The 12952-nt window shown below is 72.7% G+C and carries 10 protein-coding genes; 6 read left to right on the top strand and 4 right to left on the bottom strand.

The genetic code is table 11. The features are described 5' to 3' along the window. Positions 1–74 precede the first annotated feature (74 nt). Positions 75–1715, top strand: a complete 1641-nt coding sequence (locus ABT084_RS12995) for a CHAP domain-containing protein (RefSeq protein WP_351041841.1) — start codon at positions 75–77, stop codon at positions 1713–1715. A 185-nt stretch (positions 1716–1900) separates the two neighbouring features. Then, positions 1901–3175 (top strand): transglycosylase family protein, encoded by a 1275-nt coding sequence (locus tag ABT084_RS13000; protein ID WP_351041843.1) that lies wholly within the window; start codon positions 1901–1903, stop codon positions 3173–3175. Between the two features lie 82 nt (positions 3176–3257). Here ABT084_RS13000 and ABT084_RS13005 read toward each other — a convergent pair whose 3' ends face one another. The 3 genes from ABT084_RS13005 to ABT084_RS13015 all read right to left on the bottom strand — a co-directional run bounded on the left by ABT084_RS13005 (position 3258) and on the right by ABT084_RS13015 (position 6521). Next, positions 3258–4901: a transporter gene (locus ABT084_RS13005; RefSeq protein WP_502968917.1), complete on the bottom strand. Its 1644-nt coding sequence runs from the start codon at positions 4899–4901 to the stop codon at positions 3258–3260. Continuing rightward, a complete protein-coding gene (locus ABT084_RS13010) occupies positions 4898–5716 on the bottom strand; it encodes an ABC transporter ATP-binding protein (protein WP_351041846.1) in 819 nt (272 codons plus the stop codon). The genes ABT084_RS13005 and ABT084_RS13010 overlap by 4 nt, the downstream gene beginning before the upstream one ends. 118 nt (positions 5717–5834) lie before the next feature. Then, positions 5835–6521: a bifunctional DNA primase/polymerase gene (locus tag ABT084_RS13015; RefSeq protein ID WP_351041897.1), complete on the bottom strand. Its 687-nt coding sequence runs from the start codon at positions 6519–6521 to the stop codon at positions 5835–5837. A 281-nt stretch (positions 6522–6802) separates the two neighbouring features. On the opposite strand from ABT084_RS13015, the gene ABT084_RS13020 reads away from it, so the two are divergent. Next, complete coding sequence (locus ABT084_RS13020; RefSeq protein ID WP_351041848.1) at positions 6803–8185, top strand: NsdA family TPR-like regulatory protein; 1383 nt, start codon at positions 6803–6805, stop codon at positions 8183–8185. Positions 8186–8257: 72 nt separating this feature from the next. Then, positions 8258–9745: a hypothetical protein gene (locus tag ABT084_RS13025; protein ID WP_351041851.1), complete on the top strand. Its 1488-nt coding sequence runs from the start codon at positions 8258–8260 to the stop codon at positions 9743–9745. Positions 9746–9766: 21 nt separating this feature from the next. Here the strand turns inward: ABT084_RS13025 and ABT084_RS13030 are convergent, their stop codons facing one another. After that, positions 9767–11140 (bottom strand): ABC transporter substrate-binding protein, encoded by a 1374-nt coding sequence (locus ABT084_RS13030; protein WP_502968918.1) that lies wholly within the window; start codon positions 11138–11140, stop codon positions 9767–9769. Between the two features lie 207 nt (positions 11141–11347). On the opposite strand from ABT084_RS13030, the gene ABT084_RS13035 reads away from it, so the two are divergent. Both ABT084_RS13035 and purU read left to right on the top strand, forming a co-directional pair. Then, positions 11348–11794, top strand: coding sequence for an SCO4402 family protein (locus tag ABT084_RS13035; protein ID WP_351041900.1), 447 nt, complete (start codon positions 11348–11350; stop codon positions 11792–11794). A gap of 39 nt (positions 11795–11833) precedes the next feature. Then, complete coding sequence (gene purU / locus ABT084_RS13040) at positions 11834–12709, top strand: formyltetrahydrofolate deformylase (RefSeq protein ID WP_351041857.1); 876 nt, start codon at positions 11834–11836, stop codon at positions 12707–12709. The last annotated feature ends 243 nt before the right edge of the window (positions 12710–12952 follow it).

Below are 12952 nucleotides of genomic sequence, written 5' to 3' on the forward strand. Positions count from 1 at the left end.
CCGGCCTCGATCAGGCCCGCCTGCGCACCCGCAGCGCACCCACACGTACCTTTCACGCCACCAGGAGCTTCGCCATGTCCCGCAACAGCACCCTCAAGACCGTCTCCATCCGCCTCGCCTCCGCCTCGGCCCTCGCCGTCACGGTGCTCACCACGGTGACGGCCGGCCCGGCCAGTGCCTCGACGCTCACCGACGGCATCTCGGCGACCGCCCAGGCCGAGAACGGCAACAGCTACTGCGCCCACGGCGGTTACGTCGGCGGGCCCAACCAGTCGAGCAGCTGCGACGGCGGAACCGTACGGACCCACGCCTGGTGTGCCGACTTCGCCGGCTGGGTCTGGGCCCGCAACGGGGTCACGGGCCTCGCCACCCTGGACGACCGGGCGGCCAGCTTCTGGGACTACGGCGTCAAGTACGGCACCCTCTCCGACACTCCGCACGTCGGCGACGCGGTTGTCTACAACCACAGCGGCAGCTACGCCGACCATGTGGCCATCGTCACCGGGATCTCGGGCAACACGGTGACGATCACCGGTGGCAACCAGGGCGGCGGCGCGGGCCGCGTCTCCACGAACCCCACGACCAAGTGGAGCGTCGGTTCGTCTCCTTGGGGCCAGAAGATCAGCGGCTACATCTCGCCCGCCGGTACCTCGACGCCCACCTACCCCAACCCCTCCTCCCTGCCCTCCGGCACGCTGGTGAAGTCGCCGAGCGGCGCCCAGGTGAAGGTGATGATCGCCGGCGCCGGCATCCCGGTGGCGGGTTCGGACGTCACCCCGGACAAGTACGACCTGAGCAAGATCGTGCTCGTGGACGACACGGCCTTCCGCGCCCTGCCCAGCTCGCCCGGTGCCGGCACCGTGGTCCACGACCAGGCGGGCGGCGCCGAGCGGTACGTGATCATCGACGGCACCGCGCTGCAGATCGGCGCCGCGGACTGGACCGCAGCCGGGTACAACACCCGCCCGGACATGGGCGTTCCGAGCGCCTGGCTCAAGGACGCCAGCCAGCGCAACGTATCGACCGGGCTCGTCGTCATGGACCAGACCGGCAAGGACCCGTCCCGCTACGTCATGGTGAACGGCGCGGCGCTGCACATCTCGGGCTCCGAATGGACCGCGGACGAGTACAACCAGCAGACCCTGATGGGCGTTCCGGGCGAGTGGCTGAAGGGCGCCGTCGCCAAGGCCGTCCCGAGCGGCACCGTGATGATGGACCAGTCGGGCACCGACCCGTCCCGCTACGTCATGCTCAACGGCGCGGCGGTGCACATCTCGGCCGCCGAGTGGACCGGCCTCGGGTACGACCAGCAGTCCCTGATGGGTGTTCCGGGTGAGTGGCTCGCCGCCTCGGTGGCCCACCAGGTGGCGAACGGCACGATCCTCAAGGACGCTTCCGGCGCCAACTCCACGGTCTACGTGACGGCGGGCGGGGTCGCGGTCCCGCTGACCTACGCCGACTTCACCGGCTTCGGCTACGACAAGCGCGACCTGCTGGGCGCCCCGGGCACCTGGCTGAACTCGGCCGCCGCGAAGGCGGCCCCGGCCGACGGCACGATGCTCCTGTCGCCCGACAGCAACACCGTCTGGCAGGTCGTGGGCGGCAAGAAGCGGGCGATGGCGGGCAGTGAGTTCGGCGCCGGCAAGCTCAGCTTCGACGACGTGGTGAGCGTCCCGACCGCCTTCACGGCGAAGTTCCCCGTCGTCACGGGCTGAGCACCGCACCTGAGCCCAGCACCTGCGCCCCCCCCCGAGCCGCCCGGCCCCACCGGCCGGGCGGCCCGGACCCGGCCCGGCCCGGACCCTTCGCCCCGGCCCGGACCCTTCGCCCCGCCCCCGCCCCGCAGCAGCAGCAGCCGCCCCCGCCCCCGCCGCGCCCAGAAACGTACGAGGAACCCGCCATGCGCTCCGCCGCCCGCAAGCTCGCCGCCCGCAAGCTCTCCGCCCGCACCGTCACCGCCGCCGCCCTGCTCGCGGTCGCCGCCCCGCTCCTCGGGAGTGCCAACGCCTCCGCCGCCGCCATATCCACCTGGGACAAGGTCGCCCAGTGCGAGGCCACCGGCAACTGGGCCATCAACACCGGCAACGGTTACTACGGCGGTCTCCAGATCTCGATGTCGACCTGGCGGGCCTACGGCGGCACGCAGTACGCGGCCCGCCCCGACCAGGCGACGAAGCAGCAGCAGATCCTCACCGGCGAGAAGATCCTGGCCGGTCAGGGCCAGGGCGCCTGGCCCTCCTGCGGCCCCGCCGCCGGACTGGGCGCCGACCACCGGGACCCGTACCCGACGGCCCCCAGCTACCCCAACCCCTCCTCCCTGCCCTCCGGCACGCTGGTGAAGTCACCGAACGGCCCGCAGGTGAAGGTGATGATCGCCGGTGCCGGCATCCCGGTGGCGGGCTCGGACGTCACCCCGGACCACTACGACCTGAGCAAGATCGTGCTCGTGGACGACTCCGCGTTCAACGGCCTGCCGGGCGCCCCGGGCGCCGGCACGGTGGTGCACGACCAAGCGGGCGGCGCCGGCCGGTACGTGATCATCGACGGTGCCGCGCTGCAGATCGGCGCCGCGGACTGGACGGCCGACGGCTACAACACCCGCCCCGACATGGGCGTTCCGACGGCCTGGCTGCAGGGCGCGGCCCAGCGCACCGTCTCGAACGGCCGCGTCGTGATGGACCAGACCGGCACCGACCCGTCCCGCTACGTCATGGTGAACGGCTCGGCCCTGCACATCTCGGCCGCCGAGTGGACGGCCAACGGCTACGACAGCCGCTCCCTGATGGGTGTTCCGACCAGCTGGCTGGCGGGCACCGCGGCCAGGCAGCTCGCCAACGGCACCATCGTCAAGGACGCCTCCGGCGCGAACTCCACGGTCTACGTGCTGGCGGGCGGGGTCGCGGTTCCGCTGACCTACGCCGACTTCACCGGCTTCGGTTACGACCAGCGTCCGCTGGAAGGCGCCCCGGGGGAGTGGCTGGGCGCGGCCGCCGCGAAGGCGGCTCCGGCCGACGGCACGATGCTCCTGTCGCCCGACAGCAACACCGTCTGGCAGATCGTGGGCGGCAAGAAGCGGGCGATGGCGGGCAGTGAGTTCGGCGCCGGCAAGCTCAGCTTCGACGACGTGGTGAGCGTCCCCACCGCCTTCACGGCCAAGCTGGCGAACGCCTCCTGACCCGGGCGGGAACCCGGGGGAACGGGCGCGGCCCGGCGAGGAACTCCTCGCCGGGCCGCCCCCGTCCCGTATCCCGTGCCGCTCAGCCCTTGCTGACCGCCGTGAGGATTTCCGGGAGGCGGCGGGCGACCGTGGGGGCCGCGAGGCGCAGGCCCGCCCAGGTGGCCAGGGCGCCCCAGCCCGCGCCCAGGGGCAGCAGCAGCCACAGGAAGGAGTGGAGGTCCGCCACGTGGAGCCAGATCGTCAGCGCGATCAGCGGCGTGCACAGCAGGGCCGAGGCGAGCAGCCCGCCGAAGATGCCCAGCCAGGCGAGGCCGGCCTGGCCCGGGGCGACGTTCTTGAACGCGCCCTCGGACGGGATGGAGTACGGGAAGCGGGCCGAGGCCAGCGCCCCCGAGCACAGCATCGCTCCCAGCAGGCCCAGCGCGAGCCCGACGACCTCCGGCAGGGCCGCCCAGTCGCCCACCATCGCCGCCGTCACCACGGTCACGAGCACCGTGTACGGGACGGTGACCAGGGCCAGCGCGAAGGCGCGGGCGCGCAGTTCGGCGTACGCCTCGCGCGGGGTGGAGATCGTCTGGGCGACCATCCAGAACGCCGAGGTGTCCTGCCCGAACTGGTTGTACATCTGGACGCCGAGCATGCCCGCGCCGAAGCAGGCGAGGTAGACCGAGCCCTGCCCCTGGAGGGCGTTGGCGACCGGGATGATCAGCCCGACGGCCAGCGAGCTCACCCACGCGGACTTCGTCTTGGGGTCGCGCACCGCGTAGCGCAGGGCGCGCTGCATGACCGCTCCGGTGCGGCCGCCCGGCAGCAGGGACCAGGCCCCGGACCCGGAGTCGCGCGTCTTGCCCGGTCCGGCCGCCGCGAGGGTGGAGCCGTCCGGGGTGACCATCAGCTGGGTGAGGCCGCGCTCCCAGAACCACAGCAGGAGCGCGATCGCGCCGAGCGTCAGCGCGAGCTGGGCGGCGGCGACGGCGTACGCGCCGCGGCTGACCGAGTCCACCATGCCGACGGCGGTCGCGGGCGGCAGCCAGCGCACCACCGCCTCGGCGGGCTCCAGGGTGCTCAGGCCGCCCGCCTGGAACAGCCGCTGGCTGGCGAAGTTGGCGAACTGGGCGCCGATCGCGATCAGCAGACCGCTGAGCAGGGCCAGGTCCCGGCCCTTGCGGCTGGTCAGCAGCCGCACGTTCGCCGTGGCGACGACCCGCGCCAGGACCACACAGCCGAGCAGCAGCAGCGGCACGGCGAGGACGGCGGCGACGATGCCCGCCGGGCCACTGGCCACCGCGACCACCGAGCCGACCGCGAGGCACAGCGTGAAGAGCGGCCCGATGCCGACGAGCGAGGACGCCAGCAGGGCCCGGACGAGGGGCCGGGGCCGCAGCGGCAGCATCACCAGCCGGGTCGGGTCGAGGGTCTCGTCACCGCTGGGGAAGAACAGCGGCATCACGGACCACAGCAGCGCCAGGATCGCGGCGAGCAGGACCACGACGGTCCCCGCGTGCTCGTTCCCGTGCAGCACGGCCAGACCGAACATCTGGAGCACGCCGACGCCGAGCGCCAGGACCAGCGTGGTGATGTAGGCGGCCTTCCGCTTCGACGAGCCCTTGAGGCCGTTGCGCAGCAGGGACAGCTTGAGCCGGATGAAGACGGGCGTGAGCGAGACCTCGGCGGTGCGCGCGTCCGTGGCCGCCGGCGCCGTCCGCGCCATCGGCGCGGTCATCGGGAGGCCGCCCCGCCGCCGAGCCAGTCCAGCGATTCGCCCGTGTCGAGGCCCTGGGCTCCGACCAGTTCGAGGAAGGCGTCCTGCAGGCTGGGCGCACCGCCGCGTACGGTCGCCAGCGGGCCCGCGGCGCGGATCTGTCCGGCGGCCATGACCGCGACCCAGTCGCACAGCGACTCGACCAGCTCCATCACGTGCGAGGAGAAGACCACCGTGGCACCGGAGGCGGTGTAACGTTCCAGCACCCTGCGGATGGTCTGCGCGGACACCGGGTCCACACCCTCGAACGGCTCGTCGAGGAAGAGCACTTCGGGGTTGTGCAGCAGCGCCGCCGCGAGGCCGATCTTCTTGCGCATGCCCGTCGAGTAGTCCACGACCAGCTTGTGCTGCGAGCCCGCCAGGTCCAGGACGTCCAGCAGCTGCGTCGCGCGCTTGTCGGTCTCCGCCCCCGGGACCCCGCGCAACCGGCCCATGTAGCCGAGCAGTTCCCGCCCCGACAGCCGCTCGAAGAGCCGCAGCCCCTCGGGCAGCACCCCGATCCGGGATTTCACCTGAACCGGGTCCTGCCATACGTCATGTCCGGCGACCTCGACCCGGCCCTGATCGGGGCGCAGCAGCCCGGTCACCATCGACAGGGTGGTGGTCTTGCCCGCCCCGTTCGGGCCGACGAGACCGATGAACTGCCCCGCGGGCAGTTCGAGATCGATCCCTCCGACCGCGATCTGCTCCCCGAACCGCTTCCACAGTCCCTGAATCCGTACGGCGGGGGCGGCAACCGATGCCGTGTCCCCCGTCGCAGCCGCCTGGTCCGGCATCGCGCCCTGCCTCTCGTTCTGTCCCCGTGGTCGTCGTTCACCTTACGAGGACAGGACGCGGCGTCCGTAGGGCTGAATGTACCGACCTGCGCGGACCGGCCCGGAGCGGGACGCGGGGTCAGCCCCGGCGGGCCCGGGCCGCCGCCGCCTCGCGGCCGCACGCGTAGGCCAGTACGTCGATCAGCTCCTCCGTGTCGGGCAGCCACCGGTTCGCCGGGGTGGGGCGGCGCACCCACTGCACCTGGCCGCGGCCGCCGTAGCGGGTGGGCGGGGCGGCGACGTAGTCCCCTTCGCCCCGGGCGACGAGGTCCAGCGAGGCGGGCTGCCAGCCCAGCTTGCGCAGCAGGTCGGGCAGCTTGGCCCCGGCACCGGGCAGGACGAAGAACTGGATCCGCCGGTCCGGGGTCGCGGTGACCGGCCCGATGGTGAGCCCGAGGCGCTCCAGCCGGGCCAGCGCCAGGAAGCCGGACACCTCCGGGACCTCGATCGCGTCGAAGGTGCGGCCCGTCGGCAGCAGGATCGAGGCGCCCGGCTGGCGCGACCACAGCTGGCGGACCCGGACCGCGCTGCCCGACGCCAGCGCCGCCCACTCCTTCACCCCCGGGTGCGCGCCCGGCTTCTCGCAGGCCGCGACCCCGCAGGAGCAGACCTCGCGGCCGTCCCCGGGCTCCAGCCAGGTGCCCGCGAACACGTCCCAGTGCCGCTCTTCCGCGTACCGCACGGCATGGTCCAGCAGCAGCTCGCCGCGTTGCTGGGGAATGGGCGCGGTCTCCGTGACTCCGATGGTCTCTTCCACGATCAGCACAACTGCCGCCGTCACCGGGAGTTACGGGCGTAAACCAGCCGGTCGAGGGAGCATCGATCCTGCATGCGGGGCGCACCGGTGCACGGGCGGGGGCGCGCGGGGGACCCGGGGCCGGGGGCTGGGTAGCGACACCTCGCAGCAGACCGGAGAGCGGCGGTCCACCCCCTCGCGTGACCACTGGGTACGACTCACCACGTTCCGGGCGGTGTTCCGCATTCTTCGCAGATCAGCCGGGAAGTGATCAGAGGCACGATCACCCGCGGCCAGCAGGGGGTTTTCTCATGGCAGCCAGGCCTCTCGTCGCCCGTCAGCCGAACGAACGGTTGCAGGCACTCATCCAGGAAGCCGGCTGCTCCAACGCCGGCCTCGCTCGTCGGGTCAACATGTGCGGCGCGGAACACGGCCTCGATCTCCGCTACGACAAGACATCCGTGGCCCGCTGGCTGCGCGGACAGCAGCCGCGCGGCCGGGCTCCCGGGATCATCGCCGAAGCCCTCGGGCGCAAGCTCGGCCGTACCGTCACCATCGACGAGATCGGCATGGCCAACGGAAAGAACCTCGCGTCCGGCGTGGGTCTGCAGTTCTCCCCGACCGTCATCGGCGCCATCGAGCAGGTGTGCGAGCTGTGGCGCAGCGACGTGGGCCGCCGCGACTTCCTCGCCGGATCGACCGTGGCCGCCTCCGCGCTCGTCGAGCCCAGCCGCGACTGGCTGATCACCGGGGCCGACCCCCACGTGGCCCGTACGGGCGGCTCGCGCGTCGGCATGTCCGACGTCGAGGCGGTCCGCGCCACCACCGACGCCCTCGTCGAACTCGACCACCGCTTCGGCAGCGGGCACGTACGGCCCGTCGTCGTCCACTACCTCAACAGCGTCGTCTCCGGGCTGATCGGCGGCTCCTACCGGGAGCCGGTGGGCCGGGCGCTCTTCGGGGCCGTCGCCCGGCTCACCGAACTCGCCGGCTACATGGCGGTGGACACCGGCCAGCCCGGGCTCGCCCAGCGCTACTACATCCAGGCCCTGCGCCTGGCCCAGGCGGCGGGCGACCGGGCGTACGGCGGGTACGTGCTCGCCGCGTCCATGAGCCACCTCGCGGCCGAACTGGGCAACCCCCGGGAGATCGCACAGCTGGCGCGGGCCGCGCAGGAGGGCACGCGCGGGCAGGTCACCCCGCGGGCGGAGGCCATGTTCTACGCCGCCGAGGCGCGCGGGCACGCGCTGCTGGGTGACGCCCGGGCCACGGCCGTGCTGTCCTCGCGGGCCCTGACCGCCCTGGAGCGGGCCGAACCGGAGTCCGGTGACGACCCGGTCTGGATCCGGCACTTCGACCAGGCCTACCTCGCCGACGAGCTCGCGCACTGCCACCGCGACCTGGGCCAGGCCGACGCGGCGGGCCGGCGGGCGGAGGAGGCCCTGCGGGCACTGCCCCGGACCAAGGCCCGCAGACGAGCCATCGGGCTGCTGCTCCTGGCGACCTCGCAGGTGCAGCGCCGCGAGGTGGAACAGGGCTGCCACACCGCCGCGCAGGCGGTGGACCTGCTGTCCGGCCTGCGGTCGAACCGGGGCGCCGAGTACCTCGACGACTTCCGGCTGCGACTGGAGCCGTACCGGGAGGAAGCGGCCGTCAGGGAGTTCAGCGCGCGGCTGGAGTCACAGGTGGCGTGACGGGATCGGGGGGCGACCGGGTAGCGTGACCGACGGTTCCGTAGGTATCGGACGGTCGGAGAAGGAGTCCCGGTGACGCAGAGCGGACAAGGCGGCGACTCGCGGCACCCCGCGGAGCCCCCCGCGTACCAGCCCCCCGTGTACGAGGCCCCCTCGTACCAGCCTCCCGCGTACGGGTACCCGCCCCAGGACGCGCCGCCCGGCCACGTCCTGGGACCGGGGTACGAGGGCCCGGGCGCCCCGCACGGCTACGGCTATCCGCCGATCCCGGAGGCCGAGACCCAGTACATACCGCCGGTCCCGGCGCACCCGGGGCCGATGGAGGCGGCGACGCAGTACATTCCGCCGGTTCCGGGCGGCCCGGGCCCGGCGGGCATGGAGGCGGCGACGCAGTACATCCCGCCCGTGCCGGCCGCCCCGGACCACGGGGAGGCGGCGACGCAGTACATCCCGCCCGTGCCGTCCGGACAGGGTCCCGGGCCCGGGCCCGGGACCGGGTCAGGTCCGGGGATGCACGAGGCCGCGACCCAGTACATCCCGCCGGTCCCGGCCGGGCAGGGCCCCGGGCAGGGGCCGCCGGACGTCTTCGACGGCCTGTTCCGCGGCGAAGGCCCGGGGAGCGGCAACGGCAACGGGAACACCAACGGCAACGGGAACGCCAGCGGGAACGACCAGGCGCACACCCAGGTGCTGCCGCCCGTCCCGGCGGCGCCGCGCAGCCAGGCGCCGATGCCCGCGCCCCCGTTCCAGCAGCGGCGCCCGAAGCCGCAGCCGCAGTTCCCGCAGCAGGCCGGTTTCCCGCAGCAGCAGCCGCCGTACCCGCAGGGGGCCGGGTTCCAGCAGCCCCCGCCGCCCGGGCAGTTCCCGCAGGCGGCCCCCTTCCAGCCGCCGCTCCCGCCGGAGCCCGCGCGCAAGGTGTCGCCCGCGGTCATCGGGGTCGCGGTGCTCGCGCTCGCGGTGGTCGGGCTGGGCGTGGGGTCCCTGCTGGGTGACGGCAAGGCCCAGAACAACGACCCGGCGGCGGTGGACACCGCGGCGAGCAAGCCGGCCGGTTCCGGCTCCGGTTCGGCCTCGCCCCCGGCGGACGAGGCGCCGGTGGACCCGGCGCGCGGCCAGGCCGTACAGCTGGACAAGGTGCTCGCCGACAGCAACGACAGCCGGGCGGCGGTGATCCGAGCCGTGGACGACGTGAAGTCGTGCAAGAACCTCGGCCCGGCGGCCGAGGACCTGCGCGACGCGGCCCGCAAGCGCGAGGAGCTCGTCACCAAGCTCCAGGAGCTGAAGACCGACAAGCTGCCCGACCACGCGAAGCTGACCGCGGCCCTCACCAAGGCCTGGAAGGCCTCGGGTGCGGCGGACCGGTCCTACGCGGCCTGGGCGGACGAGGCCGCGAGCGACCGCAAGACCTGCAAGGACGGCAAGGCCAAGGTCACCGGCAACGCCAACGAGGCCGACAAGTCGAGCGGCGAGGCCACCAAGTCGAAGGAATCGGCCGCGACCATGTGGAACAGGATCGCGACCCAGTACTCCCTCACGCAGCGGGACAAGTCCCAGCTCTGAGCGCGGGCCTCCGCCTCCGGGTCAGCCGGAGCGGGGGGCCGCCTCCAGCGTCTGCGTCATGTCCATGGTGCTCTCGCCGGGCTGCGCGACGATCCGGCCGTCCTGGACGATCTGGAAGGTGACCCGCCCGTTCGCGATGCGGGGGTAGCCGCCGACCGCGCGCATGTCCTGGTAGCGCCAGCTCAGGTCGGGGGTCAGGCCGCCGGTCCTGATGCCCGCCGAGTGGTTGAGGGCGCGGGCGACCGTACGCCCGGTGACGGTCTCGTCCTTGCCGAGGCGCTTCACGATCTCGGTGAAGACGGAGTAGGCGATCCAGGTCGTCTGGGTGCCGGTGTCGTCCGGGCTGACCCGGTTGTCCCCGAAGGCGCTCTCGGTGATGACCTTGCGCATCGGCTGCCACAGCGGATCGCTCGCCACCGGGTACCAGCTGGTGACGTAGGCGCCCTCGAACTGGCTCTCCTTGCCGCCGGTGCGGTCCACCAGGGACTGGTCGACACTGCCGAGGACGGAGGAGACCTGCGGCTTCTTCGTCTGGGTCTCCAGGCGGCGGAAGGAGTCGAAGAAGGTCTCGGTCCGCTCGCCGAGGACGGCGGCCACGCAGCCGCGGCCCTTGTCGCTCTTCTCGGATCCCTTGTCGGAGCTCTTGTCGGACGTGCTCTTGTCGGACGTGCCCTTGCCCTTGGTGGCCTCGGTGAGGGCCTCCTGCGCCTGGTCGGCGTAGTTCGCGGAGTCCTCCGGCGCCCGGACGTCGGCGGCCTCGCGCTGCGGCTTGACGGCCTTGAAGCCGGCGTTGAGGAGGATCGGCATGGAGTCGCCCGCGAGGGTGTCGGGCCGGACGAGGGCCACGTCGTCGCAGGCCTTGCCCAGCTGGTGCCCGGCCCCGGCGAGCAGGACGGGCTGGCCGCCGTTGACGGGGTAGGACAGGGTGCTCTGGAACTCCTCGGCGGAGACGCCGTAGCCGCCGATGAAGGGGATGTTCTCGGCTTCGAGCGGGGCCATGAAGGCGCGTCCGTACTGGCTGTACGAGCCCACGACGGCCACGGCCTTCGCGGCGATCGCCTGCCGGGCGCAGTCGGCGGCGCCGCTGGCGGTGTTGTGCTCGTTGCAGGTCAGGACGTGGAGCTTGTGGCCGTTGATGCCGCCCTTGGCGTTGATCCAGCGCTCGTAGGCCAGGGCCATGCCGGGCATCCCGCCCATGTTGGTGGCCTTGGTGCCCTCGGGTGCCCAGGTCATGACGGTGAGCGTGTCCCCGGAGCCCCCCGTGGCCCCGGGGACCAGACCGCAGCCGGTCAGCAGACACGCACCTGCCACCGTGCTCGTCGCCATGACCACGGCTCGGGTCAGGAGCGTGTGGGAGCGGGAACGGGAGCGTGTTGCGCGTCGCCAGTCGGTCATGACCCGTCACACTTCCGCGCCCCGGGTAACTGAAGTGTGAGGTGTACACAACATCCGGTGACACCCAGGTGAATTGCGGGAGACCGGCGGGTGGGCAAGGCGGGCAAGGCCAGGCAAGGCGGGCGGCCGGGGGAACGTACGATCGAGCGCGTGACATTCGACCAAGGTTCGAAGAACTCTTCCCGCCGCGGCCGCCGCTCCTCCACCATGGGCGGCATGGCCCTCAATGACATGCCGTGGTGGCGCTGGCGCACCAACGTGCGCTCGGCGCTGCACATGCTCTCCGACCCGGCGTTCCAGGAGGACACCTGGCTGGCCGGTCTCGACGGCTACGGGGACGTCACCGACGCCGTCTACCGGCTCGTCGAGGACACCTGGCTCGACAGCTGGTCCGCCGAGAAGTACGTCGGCACGATCTTCCGCGATTCCCAGGAGGCGGCCCTGGTGGACCTCGCCGTCCTGCGGGTGCTGCGGATCCTGCACCAGGTCGGGCCGGACGCTCCCGTGTCCGTCTACCTGGAACACCACGCCTGGCCGGAGGCGGTCCGGGCCGCGCGCGAGGCGCACGTACGGCTGTCGGCGGCCGACGGGGACGACCCCGACGTCCGGCCGCGCTCCCTCGAGGTGCTGAACATCCTCACGCGGGCGGCGTGAAGCGCGCCCGGCGGCGCGAATGTGAAAGTCTTGCGGGTCATGAGCGACGACCCGCAGCAGAGCGAGCCCCAGCAGTACGTACTGACCCTGTCCTGCCCCGATAAGCAGGGAATTGTGCATGCCGTGTCCAGTTACCTGTTCATGACCGGGTGCAACATCGAGGACAGCCAGCAGTTCGGCGACCACGACACGGGCCTCTTCTTCATGCGGGTCCACTTCTCGGCGGCGCCGCCGGTGACCGTCGAGAAGCTGCGGGCCAGCTTCGCCGCGATCGGCGACTCCTTCCGGATGGACTGGCAGATCCACCGCTCGGACGAGCGGATGCGGATCGTGCTGATGGTGTCGAAGTTCGGGCACTGCCTGAACGACCTGCTGTTCCGCTCGCGGATCGGTGCGCTGCCGGTGGAGATCGCGGCCGTGGTCTCCAACCACACCGACTTCGCCGAGCTGGTCGCCTCGTACGGGGTGCCCTTCGTGCACATCCCCGTCACCAAGGACACGAAGGCGGCGGCCGAGGCCCAGCTGCTGGAGCTGGTGCGGGCGGAGAACGTCGAGCTGGTGGTGCTGGCGCGGTACATGCAGGTGCTGTCAGACACGCTGTGCCGGGAGCTGAGCGGGCGGATCATCAACATCCACCACTCGTTCCTGCCGAGCTTCAAGGGCGCGAAGCCGTACCACCAGGCGCATGCGCGGGGTGTGAAGCTGATCGGTGCGACCGCGCACTACGTGACCGCCGACCTGGACGAGGGGCCGATCATCGAGCAGGAGGTCGAGCGGGTGGGTCACGGGGTGACGCCGGAGGAGCTGGTGGCGGTGGGGCGGGATGTCGAGTGCCAGGCGCTCGCGCGGGCGGTGAAGTGGCACAGCGAACGCCGCGTCCTCCTGAACGGCGCCCGCACGGTCGTCTTCGCCTGACCCCCACCCGGGCCCGGGCCCGGCCAATCTCAGCCTCGCCGGCGTTTGAGGCGGGGGCCCCCGGGCCCGGACCCGGCCTCGGGGACCCTGCCACCTTCAGCCTCGCCGGCTGAGGCCACGCATTTTCAGCCTCGCCGGCGTTTGAGGCGCGGGGCCCCTGGGGCGGAGCCCCAGGGGCCCCGCAGGGGCAACGGCCCTGGCGGGCCGCACCGGGCTCCGCCCGGACCCGCGCCTCAAACGCCG

Source organism: Streptomyces sp. NPDC002138 (assembly GCF_040296485.1).
Taxonomy (GTDB): Bacteria; Actinomycetota; Actinomycetes; order Streptomycetales; family Streptomycetaceae; genus Streptomyces.

Coding starts and splice junctions, on each gene's coding strand:
- ABT084_RS13005 (WP_502968917.1), bottom strand. CDS start 4,901: ATGACCGCGCCGATGGCGCGGACGGCGCCGGCGGCCACGGACGCGCGC.
- ABT084_RS13030 (WP_502968918.1), bottom strand. CDS start 11,140: ATGACCGACTGGCGACGCGCAACACGCTCCCGTTCCCGCTCCCACACG.
- ABT084_RS13020 (WP_351041848.1), top strand. CDS start 6,803: ATGGCAGCCAGGCCTCTCGTCGCCCGTCAGCCGAACGAACGGTTGCAG.
- ABT084_RS13010 (WP_351041846.1), bottom strand. CDS start 5,716: ATGCCGGACCAGGCGGCTGCGACGGGGGACACGGCATCGGTTGCCGCC.
- ABT084_RS12995 (WP_351041841.1), top strand. CDS start 75: ATGTCCCGCAACAGCACCCTCAAGACCGTCTCCATCCGCCTCGCCTCC.
- ABT084_RS13000 (WP_351041843.1), top strand. CDS start 1,901: ATGCGCTCCGCCGCCCGCAAGCTCGCCGCCCGCAAGCTCTCCGCCCGC.
- ABT084_RS13035 (WP_351041900.1), top strand. CDS start 11,348: ATGGGCGGCATGGCCCTCAATGACATGCCGTGGTGGCGCTGGCGCACC.
- purU (WP_351041857.1), top strand. CDS start 11,834: ATGAGCGACGACCCGCAGCAGAGCGAGCCCCAGCAGTACGTACTGACC.